This is a genomic window from Streptomyces sp. NPDC002513 (assembly GCF_053595355.1).
In genome coordinates this window covers 25,597-44,743 of record NZ_JBSFXK010000061.1, presented here as the reverse complement: position 1 = coordinate 44,743, position 19,147 = coordinate 25,597, and the positions used below count along the sequence as shown (strand labels likewise).

Sequence of the window (19,147 nt, the reverse complement as noted above, 5' to 3'; positions counted from 1 at the left end):
ACGACCGAGGATCAGGAAGGAACCGGCCGCACCACCAACCCTGCCAGCACCACCAAGCCGCTGTCAGCTCTCAACGGCCAATGGGCAACAGGGTCACCGTCATCGTCAAAGACGGGCAGATCCTTGCCGAGAGCCCGAACAGGGTCGCCCAGACCAACGACCCGACCGCCCACGCCGAGAACCTCGCCATCCGCGAGGCGTGCACCAAGCTGGGCGCCGAACACCTCGTCGGCGCCACGATCTACGTGCTCGCCCACCCGTGCCCGATGTGCCTGGCATCGCTGTACTACTGCTCGCCGGACGAGGTGGTCTTCCTCACCACCCGCGAGGCGTACGAGCCGCACTACGTCGACGACCGCAAGTACTTCGAACTCGACACTTTCTACGGCGAGTTCGCCAAGAACTGGGACGAGCGCCGGCTGCCGATGCGCCACGAGCCCCGTGCTGCCGCGGTCGAGGTCTACCGGCTCTGGCAAGAGCGCAACGGCGGCGAGCGCCGCGTCGCCGGCGCCCCGACCGCCGGCTGAGACCCGAGGCCGCCGCCTGCCCGTGGGGGCGGGGGCGCCACCACGCCGCACCCATGGTGCAACCATGAGCCTGGACGAAAAGGAGCAGCCATGAGCCCCACCGAACCGACCGCCGCCGACGTACGACACCTGGAGCGTGCCGTGGAGCTGGCGGCCGAGGCGCTGCGGGCTGGGGACGAGCCGTTCGGCTCGGTCCTGGTGGGAGCCGACGGGCAGGTCCTTGCCGAGGACCGCAACCGGGTGCGCAGCCTTGGTGACAATACCCGGCATCCGGAATTCGAGCTGGCCCGCTGGGCCGCCACCCATCTCACCGCGCGGCAACGTGCGGAGGCCACCGTCTTCACCTCCGGGGAGCACTGCCCCATGTGCGCGGCCGCGCACGGCTGGGCCGGTCTCGGCCGTATCGTCTACGCGCACTCGGCCGCCCAGTTGACCGACTGGCTGGCCGAGCTGGGCGTGCCGCCGTCCCCCGTGCGCTGCCTGGCGATCCGGGACGTGGTGCCCCGCCTCGAGGTGCAGGGGCCCGTTCCGGCGCTGGCCGAGCGGCTGCGCGAGCTGCACCGCGGCTTCCACCGGCCGGCCCCGAAGGACCGCTCCTGACGGTTGCCGAAGCACCGCCATTCCCAGCGGGCGTTCGCCCGCCGCCAGGCGCGTGAACAGGGATGGTCACCACGTGGCCATCCCTGTTCACGCAGCCGGCGCGCCGAACGCCCGGGCGGCGTCGAACATCGCCTCGACGGCCCGCTGCACGCTGATCTGGCCGTTGCCGGCCACGATGTGCAGTCCGAAGGCGTCCTCCAGGGCCACGAGGTTCAGGGCCGCCGTCGGCGTGTCCAGGACGAGGTTGAACACTCCGGCGTCAGCGCCGCGCTCCAGCGCGGTCCGATAGGTGGCGAGCTGCCGCTCGTACATCGACTCGACCAGCGTGGCGTGGAGCGGGGAGTTCTCCGCCAGCACGTCGAACTCGTACAGCAGACGCATCAGCGCGTCGTCAGGCCCTGTCGGGAGCCCGGCGCGGATCGTCTCCCCCAGGAGTCGCGCGGGGTTCTCGATCGTGTCCCGCAGCGCGTCCCGCCGGTCGCAGAAGCGTTCCATGCCTGCGCGATAGGCCTCGCTCAGCAGCGCGTCGAGGTCGTCGTAGTAGTACAGGACGGCCCCTCGGGTCAGCCCCGCCTTGCGCGCCACGTCCGCGAGTGAGAGGGAGCGCAGCCCGGTCTTGGCGGTCGTGTCGATGACTGCCTGGATGAGGTGGGCGCGGCGTTCGTCCTGGTTCTTGGGGCGGGCCATGCCTTGACACTAGCGGAGATCCTCAGCACACTCGAGCCATTCTTTGACGCCGATGACAAAGAATGCGCGCACCGTCTCGGCGCACCCTCGACGCCTCTCGTGGCGCGACCCAGAACCGAGGACAACCATGCTGGACACCCTGATCACCGGCGCCCGCGTGCGCACGTTCGACGGCGCCCGCCCGTGGGCCGGCGCCGTCGGCATCACCGGCGGGCGCATCGCCTTCGTGGGCGACGAGGCGGACGCCCCCGCGGCCCGCGAGCACCGGCGCCTGGACGGCGGCCTCCTCACGCCGGGCATCATCGACAGCCACAACCACCTGCTGCTCGGCTTCGACCCCGACGCCGTCAGCCTCGAGGGCGCCGAGACCCTCGAGGAGGTACGCCGCCGCATCGCCGAACTCGCCGACGCGCGTGCCGACCTGACCTGGATCTGCGCCGAGAACGCCGTGTACTCGGTGGTCCACGGCCGCCGCCCCGCCGCCCGCGACCTGGCCGGCATCACCTCTCGCCCCGTCTTCGTCACCACCTACGACCAGCACTCGGTGTGGCTCAACGACGCCGCCATCCGCGCGCTGCACCTGGACGACGGCGGCGACATCCCCTGGGGCCGCCCGGAGCGGGACAGCGACGGCCGCGCGACCGGGTGGGTCACCGACTTCTACACGAGCGCCATGACGACGGCAGGCCTGGCCGGCCTGCAGCGCGACATCCCCATGTACTCGCCCAAGCGGCGCTACCGCAAGCTGCTGGGCAGTCTCGAGATGGCCACCGCCGCCGGCATCACCACCGTGGTGGAACCGCAGGTGCCGCTCGCGGAGATCGGCCTGTTCCAGCGCGCCCGGGACGAGGGGCGCCTCAGCTCCCGCGTCATCGCGGCGCTCTTCCACCCCATGGGGTCCGACGGCGCGTTCCGGCAGCGGCTGCGCGCCGCGGCCGACGCCGCCCCCAGTGGTGATCGCCTGGCGTTCGGCCCCGTCAAGCTCTATGCCGACGACGTGATCGAGCCCCACAACGCCTGGATGCTCGAGGACTACGCCAACCGGCGCGGGCACCGCGGCCACCCCTCCGCGCCGCTGGGCGAGCTCACCGAGGTCGTCACCGAACTGGACCGCCTCGGCTTCCAGACCCACACCCACGCGACGGGCGACGGCGGCATCCGCCTGGCGCTGGATGCGATCGAACAGGCCGCGCGCACCAACGGCACACGCGACCGCCGCCACGGGATCGTGCACGTCGAGTGCCTCGCCCCGGACGACCTGCCGCGCTTCGCCCGACTGGGCGTCACCGCCGCCATGCAGCCGCGCCACTGCTCCCCGGACCTCGTGGCCGGCACCTGGATGGAGAACATCGGTGAGGCCCGCTGGGATCGCGCCTGGCGGCTGCGTTCGCTCATGGCCTCCGGCGCCCACGTGGCCCTCTCCAGCGACTGGCAGGTGGGGGAGATGGACCCTCTGATCGGGTTCTACTCGGCCCTGACGCGGGCCGGGCTGGACGGCGAGCACGCCTGGACCCCGGCGGAGCGCCTGGGGCTCGACGACGCGTTGCGCGGCTACACGGCCGAGGGTGCCTGGGCCTGGCATCGGGAGGGCGAGTACGGCGTCATCCGTGAGGGCGCCAAGGCCGACCTCGTGGCGTGGTCAGAGGATCTCTACGCGCTCGAGCCGGACCCGGCGGCGCTGCTGCAGCAGCGGGCCGAAGTCACCTGGGTGGGCGGCGAGGTGGTCCATGAGGCCGGCACGGCGCGCGCCGCCGCCGGCCACTACGGTGCACTCACCTCCTGCTCCGCCCACGCCGAAGGCGGTCACGCCCATGTCTGAGAGGATCCTTCCCTCGCGCGCCGCCGAGGGCAGCGTGACGCCGCAGGCCACGGAGAGCCGCCCGCCCGCCACACCGGGCGGCGCCGGGCGGAGCACCGCGACCGTCGTCGACCCCGCCGCCGGCCAGGCCCAGGACGCCCAAGGCGGTGGCCAACTGCGCCGTACCCTGAAGCTGCGCCACATCGTCTTCCTCGGCCTGGCTTTCATGGCGCCGCTGGCGGTGTTCGACACCTTCGGCCTGGTCTCCGAGGCGACCGACGGCCACGTGCCGCTGGCCTACCTGGCCGTCCTCGTCGCGGTGGGGCTGACCGCGCTCAGCTACGCGCGCATGGCCCGCCGCATCACCTCCGCCGGATCCGTGTACACCTACGCAGGCAAGGCGCTCGGGGCGCCCGTGGGCTTCCTGGTGGGCTGGTCCGCCACGCTGGACTACGTGCTGCTGCCCATGCTCAATGCCCTGCTGGCCGCGATCTACATGGGCGCCGTGCTCCCCGGCGTCCCGGCGTGGGTGTGGGTGCTCTCCACCGTGGTGGTCTGCACGGTGCTGAACCTGGTGGGCGTGAAGCCGGCCGCCAAGGTGAACGTGGCGCTCGTGGTCATCCAGACCGGCGTGGCCCTCGCGTTCCTCGTGTTCGCCGTGCGGGCCATCGTCACCCACGGTCAGTCGTTCGGGACGACGGGGTTCGACCTGACGACGGTGTCACCGACCGACCTGCTGGGCGGTGCGTCGTTGCTGGCCCTGTCCTTCCTCGGTTTCGATGCCGTCTCCACGCTCTCCGAGGAGGCCGAGCGCCCACGCCGGGACATCCCGCGGGCCATCCTGCTCATCGTGGTCGCCGCCGGGGTGTTCTTCCTGGCCATCACCTACGCCATGCAGACGCTCTTCCCGGACGTCTCGGCCGTGGGCGACATCGTGGGCGCCTCGCCGGAGATCGCCAAGTACATCGGAGGTGCCGCCTTTCAGGCGGTGTTCGTGGGCGGTTACCTCACCGCGGTGCTCGGGTGCGGCCTGACGCAGCAGATGAGTGCGGCACGGCTGCTCTTCGCCATGGGGCGCGATGGCGTGCTGCCGCGCGCGATCTTCGGGCGGGTCGATCCGCGCACCGGCGTCCCCGCCGTCAACGTGCTCATCGTGGGCCTCATCGCCGCCTCCGCCGTCTTCCTGGACCTCGGCAGCGCCGCGTCGCTGATCAACTTCGGTGCCTACGTCGCCTTCGCGGCGGTGAACCTGGCGGTGATCGGGTTCTGGGTGCGCGACCGGCGCTCCGGGCGGGCGGAGGCCCGCGGACCCGTCGCCGCCGTGCTGCAACTGCTGCTGCCGGCCCTCGGGTTCGTCGTGAACGTGGCCCTGTGGATCAGCCTGGACACTCCGGCCAAGGTCGTGGGCGTCATCTGGGCGCTGGCGGGCGTGGGGATCCTCGCTCTCCGCACGGGCGGATTCCGCCGCCCGGTGCGGACGGTGAACCTGGAGGAGTGAGCCCGGGGAGTGGCCGGTGCCCGGGGCGGACCGGGCGCAGCACGCCGACAGGTCCGCTCCCAGCACCTCGCTGCTCTGCTTTTTCGACGAGGCCGTGCCTTCACCCGTCGACCGTGTTCGCCGTCCTGGTCGCCGTGTGTGGAGGGTGCTGCGACGGTAGCTCTCCGCTGCTGAGGACGTTCGAACGGGTTCGACGGAGAACTTGGCTGTACAACTGGCGGAACGTTCCATGTCGAAGGCCGAACAGTCAGCGAAGACTCGTCACTCAAGGTTACGTCGCCGTGCAGGACCGACCTAGCCTCCGCTCCATGTCTCCTATCTCCCGCCGCAGGCTTCTCGGCACCCTCGCCGGTGGCACTGCGCTCTCTTTCCTGCCCCCGTCGCTGCTGAAGGCGATGGCCGCGCCGCTGCCTCCCGGCGGTATGGACGCGATTGAACACGTCATCATCCTGATGCAGGAGAATCGTTCCTTCGATAACTACTTCGGCACCCTCAAGGGCGTGCGCGGCTTCGGCGACCGTACGCCGCTGCGGCTGCCCACCGGAGCCACCGCCTTCGAGCAGCCGCGGTCCGGCGGTGGCGAGGTCCTGCCGTTCTCGGCCCGGCAGGCGGCGGTCGACGCCGGTCGCCCCGAGAACGACATCCAGTACCTCGGCTCGCTCCCGCACGGTTTCACCGACGCCAACCAGGCCCGGGCGAACGGCTGGTGGAACGACTGGGTAGCGGCCAAGGGCCAGAGCACCATGGCCTTCTACGACCGGCGAGACATCCCCCTCCAGTACGAACTGGCCGACCGTTTCACCATCTGCGACGCCTACTTCTGCTCGGTCTACGGCTCGACCAACCCCAACCGCAACTACCTGTGGACCGGCACGACCGGCTACGAGCCGGGCGGCACCAACCGGGCCGTCACCAACGCGGCGTACTCCTACACCCACGCGGGTTACGACTGGACGACGTACCCCGAGCGCCTGGAGGCCGCCGGCGTCTCCTGGCAGATCTACCAGGAATGGGACAACTTCACCGACAACGCGGTGGAGTACTTCCGGCCCTGGAAGGAGATCGGCCGGAAGATCCTGTCCAAGGTCAGCGGCCAGTACTCCACCACAGAGCAGTTCTACGACGGCCTGTGGAGCAAGACCGCGGACCAGCGGAAGACCGCGCTGACCCAGTTCCAGCAGGGCATCGACGCGCTGACCGAGGCGGAGCGCCGGCTGTTCATGCGGGGCGCCTACCGCTCCGAGCCGGACACCCTCGTCCAGCGGATCAGGTCCGACATCAAGAACGGCACGCTGCCGAAGGTCAGTTGGCTGGTTCCGACGGCGGCGCTCTCCGAGCACCCCAGCTCCTCCACCCCGGTCGGCAGCGCCAACCTCGTCTACGACCTCCTCGACGCCATCGCCGGCGACCCGAAGACCTGGTCGAAGACGGCTCTGTTCATCAACTTCGACGAGAACGACGGCTACTTCGACCACGTGCCCGCCCCGGTCGCGCCCCGGCCCGACTCCGGCAACAGCGACGACTGGTTCAACGGCAAGCCGGTCGGCCCCGGTCCGCGCGTGCCGATGACGATCGTGTCGCCGTGGACGGTGGGCGGTTTCGTCTGCTCGGAGGCGTTCGACCACACCTCGGTCATCCGGTTCCTGGAGAAGTGGACCGGTACCCAGGAGTCCAACATCAGCGCCTGGCGCCGCAGCGTGTTCGGCGACCTGACCTCCGCCTTCGACTTCAACCGCGGATACCCGCAGCCCAAGGTGGAGCAGCCCGGCCCGGTGCCGAAGGCGGTCGGCCGCTGGAACCCCGTACCGCCGAAGAACCAGTCGCTCCCGGAACAGGAGGCCGGCACCCGCCCGACGCGCCCCTCCCCGTACCGGCTGTCCCTGCGGGCCGACGTCACCGGCTCCGACGTCCGCCTCCGGCTCGGCAACGCGGGCACCGCCGCCGCCACGTTCACCGCCTACCCCGGCGACGGCACCGCCCCGCGCGCGTGGACCGTCTCGGCGGACGAGACCGCCGACAACACGGTCGGGTACGGCGCCGACGGCTACGACCTGCAGGTCAGTGGCCCCGGCTGGTCCGTGTGGGAACTGCGCGGCACCGGTGTGGGCGCCGAGGCGTACCTCGTCGAGCAGGCCGGCCCCGGCCAGGTGAAGGTCCAGTGCGCCAACCCCTCCACCACCACCCGCACGCTCCTCGTCGGCGAGTCGGTCTACCCGCGCAACTCCGGTGACCATGTCCAGACCGTCACTCTCGCGCCCGGCGAGACCCAGACCGTGCCGATCCACCTCCCGGACCACGGCTGGTACGACGTCGTGGTCGTCGACCGGCAAGACCCGGCGTTCCTGCGCCGGATGACCGGCCGCCTGGCCGACGGCAGGCCCGGCGTCACCGACCCGGCGACCGGTGCCGCCCCGGCGCTGGCCGCGACGATCACCTTGCCGAAGCCGCTGCCCTCCCTGGACACGCCGTTCGTGCAGGGCAACCCGGCCGATGTCGTCGTCACCGTGCGGAACCAGGCCGACGCCAAGCTCGGCCGTCTCTCGGTCGCCCTGCTCGCTCCCTCCGGCTGGACGGTCGAGCGGGCCGCAGCGGCGCCGACGACGGTCGCCGCCGGGAAATCGGCCGATGTGCGCTTCACCGTCACGCCCGCTCCGAACGCCACCGCGGGCAGCCTGGTGGTCGCCGCCCACGGCGACGGCGACGGCCTGCTCAGGCTCGCCGACGCACGTGTCCGCTCCCGGGTCGTCCCCGCGATGAGCGTCGCGCTGACCGGTCCGGCGAGTTCGCCGGGCACCGACGGCACCGTGCTCTCGCCGGGCAGGCCGGTCACCGTGACCGCCACCGTCACCAATTCCGGCAGCACCCCCCTCACCGGCCTGGCCGCCACGCTGGCCCTCCCGACGGGCTGGACCGCCACCACCAAGGGCGACGCGCCGGCGGCCGTTCCGGCCCGCTCTTCCGCCCGCCTGGAGTGGGACGTCGTCGTGCCCGCCTCGGCGGCGCGCGCCTCCGGCAGCCTCAAGGCGACCGTCACGGCGAACCTGAGCGGCAGCGCCCAGCAGGCGACCGCGTCCCTGTCCGCCAAGACCGGACCCGTCATGACCGGCTACCTGCTCGCGGAGGACTTCGAGTCCGTCGCCCCCGCGCTCGCCCCGGCGGCTGACCTCAGCCGGCCCGGCCTGCTCGGCTGGACCCGGACCACCCCCGAGGGCTGGACGGTCACCAACGCGCCGGCCATGCCGCAGGGCACCCGGGAGCTGCAGGGCTGGACCTTCCTGTCCAAGCAGTTCTGGTTCCCCGGCGCTCAGGACCGCCCCAACTTCAGCCGCGCCCTCGGCGTCGTCGCGGTCGCCGACCCCGACGACTGGGACGACACCGGCAGCCCGTCCAGCCGGGGCCGGTTCGACTCGGCCCTGACCACCCCGGCGGTGGCCATCCCGTCGGGCACCTCCACCCTCCACCTGGGCTTCGACTCCCACTACCGGCAGGAGAGCCCGCAGGAGGCCGAGGTCACCGTCCAGTTCGACACGGGCGACAAGGTCCAGTTGCTGCACTACAGCAGCGCCACCTCCGGGAACACCAACAAGGGCCAGGACCAGGAGAACCGGCTCGTCCGGCTCTCCTGCCCCGTGCCGGCCGGGGCCACGTCGGCGAAGGTCAGCTTCCGGATCTTCAACGCGGGCAACAACTGGTACTGGGCGGTCGACAACGTCCGCCTGGGCACCGACCCGATCGCCGACGCCTGACCGGTCGGCGCCTGACCGATCGGCGGCCTGACCGGCTCCGCGCGGGGACGCAGAGTCGTCCCCGCGCGGAGCCGCGGTGATGCGGTAGGTACCGAAGAGGTCATCGGTGCATGGCGCGCGGTGTGCCGGCATGCGTGGAGGGTTCCGTCATGGTGACGAGCCGCGTCGGTGGCCGTGCCGTGGCGGCGACGTCGACGGTGCGACGCCGGGCGTCAGACGCTGACCGCCACCCGGTCCCAGAGCCAGTAGAGGCTGACGACGACGATGGGCACCGTCAGCGCCGGCAGCACCCACCGGTGGACCGGCGACCGGCGCAGCAGGAGCAGTAGCGGAAACACCACGGCTATGATGCCCAACTGCACCACTTCGATACCGACGTTGAAGCTGAGCAGCGACAACAGCAGCTCCCAGGACCGGCTTTCGTCGATGCCGAGCGATCCCGCGAAGCCCAGGCCGTGGACGAGGCCGAAAACGAGGACGACGGGCAGCCGCCAACGCGCGGTGTCCGCACGGTCGCGCAGCAGGAAGCCCGCGACCGCGACGACGGCGATGGACGCGGCGATCACCGGTTCCACCACCGCCGCGGGCACGTCGACGACACCGCTCGCGGCCAGCAGGAACGTGACGCTGTGCGCGGCGGTGAACGTGGTCGCGGTGAGGACGATGTCGCGCAGGCCGCGGGCGCTGATGAGCAGCGACAGCAGGAAGAGGATGTGGTCCAGGCCGAACAGCAGATGTTCGGTGCCCAGCAGGAAGAACTCCCAGATCTGGTGGGACTCCTGGCCGTCCGCCGCGGCGGTGGTCACGGAGGGGGCGGTGAGGGTGAGGATCTGGGAGCCTCGCTGTCCTTCGATCTCGTAGTGCACGATCGTCTTCGTGGAGTGCACGAAGCTCTCGGCGTCGGGAAACAGCGCGCTGGCGATGGTGACCGGGCCCTCGGCGCCGGCCGGGCAGGTGTAGGCGAGGGTGAGCACCGCGTACGGGCGCTTGCCCCGGGTACGGACATCCGCCGTGCCCTTGGTGCGGGCCGCGCAGGCCATGTCCCCGCGAGTGATCGCGAAGCGCCCGGTGACGTACTCGGACACCGCGTCCGCGTTCAGCTCGAGCTGGCGTAGCTGCTCGGCGCGGCCCTTCGCGTCGTACGCCTCGGCGTACAGCCAGGCCGACTTCATCAGCAGGTCGTACTCAAGGTCGAGGGTGGCCTCGGGGCGAGCCGCGCTGCCGGTGACCTCGGCGTAGGCGGTCGAGGTGGCGTCGTGCGCGGCGGCGGGAGCCGCCTGGGCGAGGCAGGAGCTGAGCACCGCGGCCAGGGCGGCGAGGACGGTGAGCAGCACGCCGCGCGGCCGGCCGGACCGGGACGCGGGAGCGGGGGCGGTGGGACGCATGACGGCCTCGGTTCTTGTGTCCGATGATCACGACGCTGATCGTGATCGTGATCGGGGAGGGGATGGACGGCATGGGCCCGCCGCCCCGGACCGGCCGGGTCCGGAGCGGCGGGCGTCGGGTGCGGTCCGGCGGGCGGAGCACCTCACGCGGAGCGGCGGTGTCCGCCTGCCGAATGCCGGCCGCCGGCGTCTGCCCGCGGCCGGCCGCGATCAGTGCCGGCCCTGGCCCTTCGACTGGTCGAACCACTCGTAGTAGGGCGTGTCCGGACCCCATGCGCCGGGACGGCCCTGGGCGTCCTTCGTCACGAAGACGCTCGGCTCGGAGGCGGTGACACCGCCGCCGCCGGACCGGGCCGTGACGAACCACGCGTGGGTGGAGCCGGGTTTGAGGTTCTGCCACGTCACGGAGGCGACCTCACCGGATGTGACCTTGGTTCGCCCGATGACGCTGACCGGGTTGTACAGCGCCACCGAGTCCGTCTGGAAGGTCGTCTTGCGGGTGTTGAGGTCGACCGGCAGCACCATGTTGTCCTCGGTGCCGTTGTACCGGTGGCTGGTGTCGTACTCGGTGGCACCGAACTCGTCGAGCAGCGGCGAGTACGTGTCGACGGTCAGCTCCGAGCGGCGCACGTTGAACTGGAGCATCCGGAAGAAGCTCGCGCCGAACTGGAGCTGGTCGTCGGGCCGGTAGCCGCCGATCTTGGTGAGCCCGAGCCGGTCCGCGGACACCGTGTAGAACTGGTAGTCCGCGAGCAACTCGACCACGTCGTGGCTGATCTGGCCGACCTTCGGCTTCACGTTGGTGCCCACGCCGTGCTCGTGGCCGGCGAGGATGAGGAACACGTTCGGGTTGTCCTGGACCACCGTCTTGTACAGCATCGAACCGTCGGGCGCGGAGAACGCGGCGCCGCGGCCGTCCGGGTTGCTGCTCGGCGCGAGGTAGTCGTGCGAGAGCAGGATGCCGTTGCGGTCGGGGAAGCGCTTGAAGATCGAGTCGGCCCATTCGGCCTCCTCGCGCGTCACGCCGTAGGACAGACCGACCACGACGAAGTCCTGGCCGCCGGCGGAGAACAGGTCGTAGTGGTTCTGGTTGTCGCCCGCGCGCCAGGGGCCGCCGTAGGCGGCGTGCTCCCAGCCCTGCGACAGCGCCTGGTAGCGGTCGGGACCGTAGTACCGGTTGTAGAGGGCGTTCGGACCGTTCTCGGTTCCCGACTGGTTGTCGTGGTTGCCCGCGATCACACCGTTCGGGATGCCCGCGTCGTCCAGGATCTTCTGCTGCTTGGAGGACACCTCCATCTCGCCGACGACCTGCTTCTGCGTGGCCTCGTCGGCGGGCTTGCGGATGTTGTTCTCGATGATGTCGCCGGTGTGTGCGACGTAGGCGATCTTCCGCTTGTCCTTGTTGGCCGCGATCCAGCGGGAGACGTCCCCGTACGCCTTCTCCCACACCGCGCGCTCCTCGGCCGTCTCCTGCTCGACCGCGCCCTCGGAGAGGTACTGCGTGTCGGTGTAGTGGACGATCGAGAAGTCGTACGAGTCGGGGTCGGCGAACGAGTTCGGGTCACCGGCGTCGATGTCGTCGGCGAACGGGTCCTCACCCGTCACCATGACGTGAACCTGCTGGCCGTCGACGTAGACGGGGTCCAGGACGGCGGTCAGCACCGTGTTGCCCTCGGCGGCGCCGCGTGCGCTGCTGACGACGTCCCACTGGTCCGTGCCGTTGTTCCACACCCGCAGTGCGGCGAGGCGCTCGGGGTCGATGACGCCCTCCCAGCGCAGCACCGGCTGGTCGACGTGGCCCTTGACCTGGACGTCGAACCGCTGGAAGGTGACGTCGGCGGAGGACGGCGCGTCGAGCGTCCTGCCGTCGGCGGGCGCGAGACCCGCGGCCTTGACCTTCGTCTCGCCCTTGACCTTCAGCGTGGTCGGGACGGCGGTGGCCGTGCCCTGGTACACCTGGTTCGGGGTGAGGATCTCGGCCTCGGAGAACGTGGCGGCCACGTCGCCGCCGTCGGGCTCGGCCACCTTCGCGGACAGTGTGACGTTCCGGTCGGCGTCGGTGGTGCCGGACGCGGGGGTCAGCCGGGCGGGGGTGTCCGGAATGCCGGCGGAGACGAACGTCACCTGGCGGGTACCGGTGTTGCCCAGGGCGTCGGTGGCCGTCACGGAGAGCGTGTGCTCACCGGCGGACAGACCGGGCCCGACCTCGGCGCCGGCCTTGATCGCCTTGCCGTCGAGCTTGATGTCCGGGCCTTTCACCACACCGGAGAGGTCCTTCATCTGCATACCCAGAACGACCGATGCGGTGATCTTCTGACCGGCCGTGGGGGTGCTGCTCGCGACCTCGGGCGCCGAGTTGTCGGTGGTCAGGACACGGGTGGCGGTCTTGCCGGACGTGGAGGTGGCGGCCAGCGTGTGCCGCCCGTCCTTGATCTTCGCGGTGTCGAGGTCGGCGCGGACGCCCTTCGCCGGGCCGTCCACGAAGAACTCCAGGTCGACCTCGGTCAGCGGGTTGACGTTGTCACCGCAGTTGCCGTCGCCGAAGCTGTAGGAGCCCTTGAGCATCCGGCCCTCGGCGGTGCCGCCGGTCGGCGTCAGCGTGATCCCGGACAGCGCGAAGTCGTCGCGGTTGTCGCCGCAGGAGGTGGCATAGGTGCCCGTCACGACGTCGATGGTGTTCCAGCCGGGCACCAGCCACTCGTTGGGGAACGTCAGGTCGACGTGCCGGCTGACGTAGTCGGCGTCCAGTACGACCTTCTGGCCGTTCACCAGGATGTAGTTCTGGTAGCGGGCCTCGATCGAGTTGCTGCCCACGGTGAAGCCGAGGGTGGCAGTGCCGGAGCCGAGCGTGTCGGTGACCGCGACGGCCGGCGCGTCGATCACGTAGTGCAGCTCGGCCTCGGGCAGGCGGTCGGTGGCGCTGCCGCAGGCGCCGTCGCCCATGGCGTAGGAGGCCGCGATGTCCTTGCCGGTGACGGTGGCGCCGTCCAGGGCGAGGTCGAGACGGGACATGTCGAAGTCGTCGCGATTGTTGCCGCAACTCTCCTTGTACGGGCCCGCGACGACCTTGATGGTGTTGTCACCGGGCACCAGGTACCGCGCGGGTATCGCGATCTGGACCCGTTGGCTGACCCAGGTGCCGCCCAGGTCGATCCGCTTGCCGTTGACCAGCAGGTAGCTGTCGTACTTGTCGTCGAGCGAGTTGGCGCCGACGTCGAAGGAGAACGTGGCCGCGCCGTTGCCCAACTGGGGGGCGGCAACCGGCTTGTCGCCGTCCACGGTCAGCGAAGCCACCTCACCCTGGGCGCCCGCCGGGAAGTCGGCGAACACCGACTGTCCGCCCTTCACCAGCGTGCCGTCCTTGGGCAGCAGGCGCGGAGCACCCGCCGGGGCGTTGTTGACGGTCACCGTGTTGCTGACCGTCTTGCGCGAGGCCGTGGTCGCGGTGAGGGTGTGCTCGCCGTTGGCGAGCTTCGTGGTGTCCAGGTCGCTCCGCAGTCCGGTGGTTCCCTGCGGGTCACCGAGGACGAAGAAGCTCAGCGACGCCTCCTTCAGCAGCGAGCTGTTGGACCCGCAGCTGCCGTCGCCGAAGGAGTACGTGTACTCGTTCTCCTCGCCGTCCGCGACCTCGCCGAGCAAGGTCAGTTGAATGTCGGACAGCACGAAGTCGTCGTAGTTGGTTCCGCACGAGCTCTCGACGGTGCCGGCGAAGAACTGGATCTTGTTCTCGCCCTTGACGAGGCGCTCGTTCGGGATCTCGATGGTGGCCCGCTCGTTGACGAGGTCACCGATGTCAGCCCGGTACTCGCCGTTGACGAGCACGTAGTTGTGGTAGCGGGCCTCCGTCGAGTTCGAGCCGACGTCGAAACTCAGCCGGGACACCCCGACGGTCTTCTCACTGTCGATGACCTGCCCGTCGACCGCGAGCTTCGTCACGGAGTCGCCTGCCAGGGTCGGCGTGGCCGCGACCTTCTGGGTGCCCTCCAGGTACGACCCGTCGCCGGGGGTGAGGGTGGGCAAGGTCGTCGCGTTCTGGCCCGACGAGTCCTTCTTGTCCGTGGCGCGCTGGTCCGAGCCGGTGTCGGCGTACGCCACCGTCAGATTTCCGCTCACCAGGACGAGCGCGGTCAGGGCGGCGCCCATGAACCGTCGCCCACCGGATCCACTACCCTGCCATCTTCGCCGCTGCGTTGGCCGCATCAGCAGCCGTCCTCTCTGATCGCCGAGAATGGAAAGGCACGCCACGAACCAAGTCGGGGCATGCCAGTGGCAAATCTTTGGCAATGCAGATGAACGCTGATGATTCACTTGTGAACGAGCAGCGGAAGAATCCTCCGACAGAAGACGGCAGAGCCGCGCCGCACGGTACGAGGGCCGCGGTGCCCGATGGTGCTCTGGTCCGACCTCGTCAACGCCCCGTCCTGCAACACTCACCGGTGGAGGCGTTGCAGGAGGCTCGGTCCCGTCTCGACGCCGCGCGGCAGGCCGGCCGAGAGCTGACCCGGCCCCTGAACCAGCGCGGTTGAGCTCCTCCAGGGCCACCTGGCAGCCACTCGCTCGCGGTCCGTCCAGTGGAAGGACTGGGCGAAGACCACCACCCGGAACTCCCTCAGGCCGGCCGGCAGATCCTCGGCGCGGGCCGACACCCAACGGGCATTGGTCACTCCGCGATGCCTGGCCTGTCGCCCGGCCTCTCAGCATGTCTTCGCCGGGGTCGGCGCCGGCCACCTCGGTGAAGAACGGCGCCATGGCGAGCGTCACGATGCCCGGCCCGCAGCCGACGTCGAGGAGTCGGCCGTGGCCGTCCAGACCGAGGGCGGTGGCCAGTGTTTCGGCAAAGCCCGGCGCATACGGCAGCCGGCCCCTCTCGTAGTAGGCCGCGCTTCCCTTGAACAGGGTGCTGTCCCACTGCCATCCGTCAGGCATGTCCACTCCACGAGTTGGCGATGTCGCCGGCGGACCCAAGCCCATCAGCGGCGTCGCGGGATTCTGCCCCTCGACCGACGGGCAGGCGCGGATCTCACGGGCTCACCCGATCTTGGACGGCCAACATCAGCGCCTACGAATTCTTTTCAGCCGCGCGTGAGGCGCACAGCCGAGCGAGGCCGCGAAACGGCGCACTCCGCCCGACGGCGGCTCCGGACGACCGCCGTCCTCGGCCGCTGGCCATTGGCTTCTTCGCGGCAGAGTGCATGCACGCTCGCCCGGTCGGTCGTCGTGATGACGGCCGACCGGGCGAGGTGTCGTGCTCGGCCGCCGGGCCGTGGCGTTGTGGCTCGGCGGCTCTGGCGGTCTGGGGGGCGGAACTGTGGGGTCCGCTGGTGGGGCTGTGGGGTCTGGCCGTGTGGGGCGCCACCGGTGTGCGGTGGCGCTGGGTCAGGCGTTGTCCGCTTCGGCGGTGGGTTCGGTCGCGGGGGTCTCGGCGGCCTTGGCCGTGATGGGGATCCGGCGGGTCGGGGTGGTGCCGAGGATGCCCGGGACGCGGACCGTGAGGATGCCGTTGTCGTGGGCGGCGGTGATGGTGTCGGCGTCGATCCGCTCGGGCAGCCGGAAGGTGCGCCGGAACGATCCGTACCGCATCTCGCGCAGCGTCCGCGGGCCCTTGTCCTGGGTGTGCTCGTCGCGGCGCTCGCCGTGAATGGTCAGGCTGGTGCCGTCGACCTCGACGTTCACGTCCTTGTCGGCGTCCACACCGGGGATCTCGATGCGGATGACCGCGTCGTTTCCGTCGTAGCTGACTTCGGCGGCCGGGATGAAGGCCCCGGGCCGCGTGGGGGACGTGACGGCCGCGGGGCGTGTCAGTGTCCGCACCAGGTTGTCGAACTCGGTGAACGGGTTGCGCCGCGTGTACAGGGACAGGTTGCTCATGATGTCTCCTCGTCTCAGGTGCCCGGCTCTCGATCGGCACCTCATATAACTTGAGTGAGGTCGACTCAATTCCCGGCAGGAGGTACGTCTTTCGGGCGCTGCGGCATCGGCCGTCCCGGCGGCAGGACCCACGCCGGCGTTGCGGGACGCCGCCTCACGCTCACCCGTAACCAATTCCCCGGCATCTCTGCCACGCACCTGTGCGTTTCGCTAGGCTTCCCCGCAGTGTCGGAACGGCACCGCAAGGGGAGGGCCACCGTCGTGGACGGACGCGATCGGCCGGGAAAGCACCTCTACGAGCGTGAAGACGAGGTGACGGCCGCTCAGAACGCGGTGGAGGAGATCTGCGGAGACGCCGGGCGCGCCGACGGCAAGCGGGGCGGGCTGCTTTTCTTCAGCGCGGCCGCAGGGCTGGGTAAGACGACCGTGCTGGCCGAGGTCCGGCGCATCGCCGCTGCCCGCGGTTGCACCGTGCTGTCTGCCCGAGGCAGCGAGCAGGAGTGCACCGTCCCCTTTCACGTCGTACGCCAGTTGCTGCAACCCGTCCTCGCATCCTGCACCGAGACCGAGCGTCGCGAGATATTCGGCGGGTGGTACGAGATCGCCGGGCCGGCCGTGGGTCTGTTCGCTCAGCAGACCGGTACCGCTGCCCCGGACCCGCAGGGCGTCCGGGACGGTCTGGACTGGGTCGTCACCCAGGTGGCCGTGCGCCGGGCACCGGTCGTGATCGTCCTCGACGACGCCCACTGGGGTGATCTCGAGTCCCTCGCCTGGCTCGCCGCGTTCGCGGTGAGAGCGCGGGAACTTCCCGTGCTGGTGGTCCTCGGCTACCGCCCGGACGAGGTGCCCACCGAGGCTCAGACGTTCCGCGAACTGATCGACGGCCGCGGCGTACGCCCGATCCACCTGCACGCCCTCAGCCCGGAGGCGGTGAGCGAACTGGTGCGAAGTTCGCTCGGAGCGGGAGCCGATGACCTCTTCCGCCACGAATGCTGGGTGGTCACCGGCGGCAACCCCTACGAGGCCGTCGAGCTCATCGCCAAGGTCCAGGACCGGGGCCTCGCCCCGGACGCGGAGTCGGCTCCTCTGCTGCGCGAACTCGCAGCGAGCGCGCGCGGCACCGGACTGGTCAAACGGCTGGAGAGCCTCGGCACCGCCGCCGTCCGGCTCGCCTGGGCCGCCGCGGTGCTCGGTACCGAGATCTCCCCGGAGCTGGCCGCGGCAGTGGCCGGACTGCCACCGGCCGAGGCCCAGGACGCACTCGACCGGCTGCGCGTCGCCCGTATCCTCACCGGCACCCGGACACTTGAGTTCATCCATCCGCTCATCGCCTCCGCCGTGTACCAGGCGATCCCGCCGGCCACCCGCACCGCGCTGCACGGTCAGGCCGCCTGGGCGGTGGTCGACGCGGGCCTGGGCAGCACAGCCGCAGCCCGGCATCTGCTCGAGACCCATCCCGAGGACGACCCGCACACCGTCCGGCAACTGCGCGCCGCAGCACACGAGAACCTCCGCCTGGGCGCGCCCGACGCCGCTCGCCGCTGCCTGGAACGCGCGCTGCGCGAACCGCCGGCGCCCGAGGATCGCGCAGGCGTGCTCTACGAACTCGGCTGCTCTGCCCTGCTCACCACTCCGGCCACCACCGTCAACCACCTCACGGCGGCCCTGGAGCAGCCCTTCCTGGGCCCCGAGCTCAGGAACGACATCACCTTCCGGCTGGCTCAGGCGTTCGCCCACAACGACCAGCTCGCCAAAGCGGCCGCCGTCGCGGACGCCGAGGCCGCTCGGGCGGAGTCCTCCCGGGCACGGCTGCGCTTGCAGGCAGCGCACTATCTGTGGCTGGTCTTCGACGCGCACGAGGCACAGGCGTCCACACGCTCCCGTCGGCTCGCGCGGCTCGCCGAGCACCTGCCCGGGAAGGACATCGAGGAGCGGGCCCTGCTGTGCCTTCGCACCTGGGACGCGATGTTGCGCGGGGAGCCGGCGGCGGACATGCTGGCCGTCGCCACCCGCTCCCTGGGACTGAGCTACACCGACCCGGACTGGGGCTTTGAACTGCCGAGCATGACCGCGCTCAGCTACATGTACGCCGACGAGTGCGACCGCGCGGAGGAACTGTTCAGCTCGGCCATCGCCAAGTGCGAGCAGGTCGGGTGGGGCGGTGCCCACCTCTCCTTCGGTTTCACTCTTCTCGGCCTGGTCCGGTTCCGACGCGGGATGCTCGGCAGAGCCGAGGACTGCGCGCGTGAGGGAGTGCGCCTGGCCGAGCGGGTGGGCCCCCGGGTGCCCGCCCAGTGGTACGCGGTCGGACTGTTGCTGGACGTCCTGCTGTCCCGGGGCCGTGTCGAGGAGGCGGCGCGCGTCGCCGAGACGTACGACTTCGCGGCTCCCTACCCGAACGCGGTGGTCTTCCCCGACACCCAGACGGTCTACGGACGGCTGCTTCTCGCCCGTGGTCTGCGCGAGGAGGCCGCGCTCCAGCTCACCGCCGCCGGGCAACGGCTGGAGGCCAAGGGCATCCTCAACCCGACCTGGTGCCCCTGGGCGGGACACCTCGCCCTCGCCGTCGCCGATGAGGACCCCCGGCGCGCCCGGGCCCTTACCGCGGAGATGCTGCGCAGGGCAGAGCACTACGGCACCCCGACCGCGATCGGTGAGGCGCTGGGCTTCAGCGCGGCGGTGGCCGAGGACGGAAAGGCGCTGCCCCTGCGGGAGCGTGCTGTGGAGGTACTGAGCCGGTCCCCCGACCAGCACGCGTACGCCGAGGCGCTGATCGACCTCAGCGCGGAACTCGGGCGCGCCGGCCGCACCGACAGGGTGGCCGAGCTGCTGTTCGAAGGTATCGAACTGGCGGACCGGTGTGGTGCCGACCAGCTCGCTGAGCGAGGCCGTGCGGAGCTGGCCAGGGCGGGACTCCGGCTCCGTGGGCGACGCACGTTGGTGCAGCGCGGAGCGAGCGCCGCAGGGCAGGGCTGAGGTCGAGCGAGGAAACCCACGCACGGTGAAGCGGCGAGGACGGGAATCGGAGACGCTGCTGC

At 70.8% G+C, this 19,147-nt stretch carries 9 protein-coding genes and 2 pseudogenes; 6 read left to right on the top strand and 5 right to left on the bottom strand.

The genetic code is table 11. The features are described 5' to 3' along the window. Positions 1 to 65: 65 nt before the first annotated feature. Both ACWD5Q_RS29155 and ACWD5Q_RS29150 read left to right on the top strand, forming a co-directional pair. Positions 66 to 527 (top strand): annotated as a pseudogene (locus ACWD5Q_RS29155) (nucleoside deaminase); the annotation flags it as partial. A 90-nt stretch (positions 528 to 617) separates the two neighbouring features. Beyond that, a complete protein-coding gene (locus ACWD5Q_RS29150) occupies positions 618 to 1,127 on the top strand; it encodes a nucleoside deaminase (protein WP_451430047.1) in 510 nt (169 codons plus the stop codon). Positions 1,128 to 1,214: 87 nt separating this feature from the next. Here ACWD5Q_RS29150 and ACWD5Q_RS29145 read toward each other — a convergent pair whose 3' ends face one another. Then, on the bottom strand, positions 1,215 to 1,814 hold the full coding sequence (locus ACWD5Q_RS29145) for a TetR/AcrR family transcriptional regulator (RefSeq protein WP_451430046.1): 600 nt from the start codon (positions 1,812 to 1,814) through the stop codon (positions 1,215 to 1,217). A 127-nt stretch (positions 1,815 to 1,941) separates the two neighbouring features. Here ACWD5Q_RS29145 and ACWD5Q_RS29140 point away from each other — a divergent pair, with 127 nt between their 5' ends. The 3 genes from ACWD5Q_RS29140 (at position 1,942) to ACWD5Q_RS29130 (ending at position 8,856) form a co-directional block, all read left to right on the top strand. Further along, the gene (locus ACWD5Q_RS29140) at positions 1,942 to 3,633 is read left to right on the top strand and encodes an amidohydrolase (RefSeq protein WP_451430045.1); all 1,692 of its coding nucleotides are present in this window, start codon (positions 1,942 to 1,944) and stop codon (positions 3,631 to 3,633) included. Next, complete coding sequence (locus ACWD5Q_RS29135; RefSeq protein WP_451430044.1) at positions 3,626 to 5,110, top strand: APC family permease; 1,485 nt, start codon at positions 3,626 to 3,628, stop codon at positions 5,108 to 5,110. The genes ACWD5Q_RS29140 and ACWD5Q_RS29135 overlap by 8 nt, the downstream gene beginning before the upstream one ends. Positions 5,111 to 5,418: 308 nt before the next feature. Further along, positions 5,419 to 8,856 (top strand): phosphocholine-specific phospholipase C, encoded by a 3,438-nt coding sequence (locus ACWD5Q_RS29130; protein ID WP_451430043.1) that lies wholly within the window; start codon positions 5,419 to 5,421, stop codon positions 8,854 to 8,856. 212 nt (positions 8,857 to 9,068) lie between these two features. Here ACWD5Q_RS29130 and ACWD5Q_RS29125 read toward each other — a convergent pair whose 3' ends face one another. From ACWD5Q_RS29125 to ACWD5Q_RS29110, 4 genes and pseudogenes are all read right to left on the bottom strand, one after another. After that, complete coding sequence (locus ACWD5Q_RS29125; RefSeq protein WP_451430042.1) at positions 9,069 to 10,241, bottom strand: HupE/UreJ family protein; 1,173 nt, start codon at positions 10,239 to 10,241, stop codon at positions 9,069 to 9,071. Between the two features lie 210 nt (positions 10,242 to 10,451). Beyond that, positions 10,452 to 14,384 (bottom strand): metallophosphoesterase, encoded by a 3,933-nt coding sequence (locus ACWD5Q_RS29120; RefSeq protein WP_451430041.1) that lies wholly within the window; start codon positions 14,382 to 14,384, stop codon positions 10,452 to 10,454. A 401-nt stretch (positions 14,385 to 14,785) separates the two neighbouring features. After that, positions 14,786 to 15,167, bottom strand: a pseudogene (locus tag ACWD5Q_RS29115) (class I SAM-dependent methyltransferase); the annotation flags it as partial. A 450-nt stretch (positions 15,168 to 15,617) separates the two neighbouring features. Continuing rightward, positions 15,618 to 16,109: an Hsp20/alpha crystallin family protein gene (locus ACWD5Q_RS29110; protein ID WP_451430040.1), complete on the bottom strand. Its 492-nt coding sequence runs from the start codon at positions 16,107 to 16,109 to the stop codon at positions 15,618 to 15,620. A gap of 261 nt (positions 16,110 to 16,370) precedes the next feature. Between ACWD5Q_RS29110 and ACWD5Q_RS29105 the strand changes: the two genes are divergently transcribed. Continuing rightward, a complete protein-coding gene (locus tag ACWD5Q_RS29105; protein ID WP_451430039.1) occupies positions 16,371 to 19,085 on the top strand; it encodes an ATP-binding protein in 2,715 nt (904 codons plus the stop codon). The last annotated feature ends 62 nt before the right edge of the window (positions 19,086 to 19,147 follow it).

What these genes read in the sequence shown, in the direction of transcription:
- ACWD5Q_RS29125 (WP_451430042.1), bottom strand. Translation starts at nt 10,241, where the DNA reads ATGCGTCCCACCGCCCCCGCTCCCGCGTCCCGGTCCGGCCGGCCGCGC.
- ACWD5Q_RS29135 (WP_451430044.1), top strand. Translation starts at nt 3,626, where the DNA reads ATGTCTGAGAGGATCCTTCCCTCGCGCGCCGCCGAGGGCAGCGTGACG.
- ACWD5Q_RS29120 (WP_451430041.1), bottom strand. Translation starts at nt 14,384, where the DNA reads ATGGGCGCCGCCCTGACCGCGCTCGTCCTGGTGAGCGGAAATCTGACG.
- ACWD5Q_RS29110 (WP_451430040.1), bottom strand. Translation starts at nt 16,109, where the DNA reads ATGAGCAACCTGTCCCTGTACACGCGGCGCAACCCGTTCACCGAGTTC.
- ACWD5Q_RS29130 (WP_451430043.1), top strand. Translation starts at nt 5,419, where the DNA reads ATGTCTCCTATCTCCCGCCGCAGGCTTCTCGGCACCCTCGCCGGTGGC.
- ACWD5Q_RS29145 (WP_451430046.1), bottom strand. Translation starts at nt 1,814, where the DNA reads ATGGCCCGCCCCAAGAACCAGGACGAACGCCGCGCCCACCTCATCCAG.
- ACWD5Q_RS29150 (WP_451430047.1), top strand. Translation starts at nt 618, where the DNA reads ATGAGCCCCACCGAACCGACCGCCGCCGACGTACGACACCTGGAGCGT.
- ACWD5Q_RS29140 (WP_451430045.1), top strand. Translation starts at nt 1,942, where the DNA reads ATGCTGGACACCCTGATCACCGGCGCCCGCGTGCGCACGTTCGACGGC.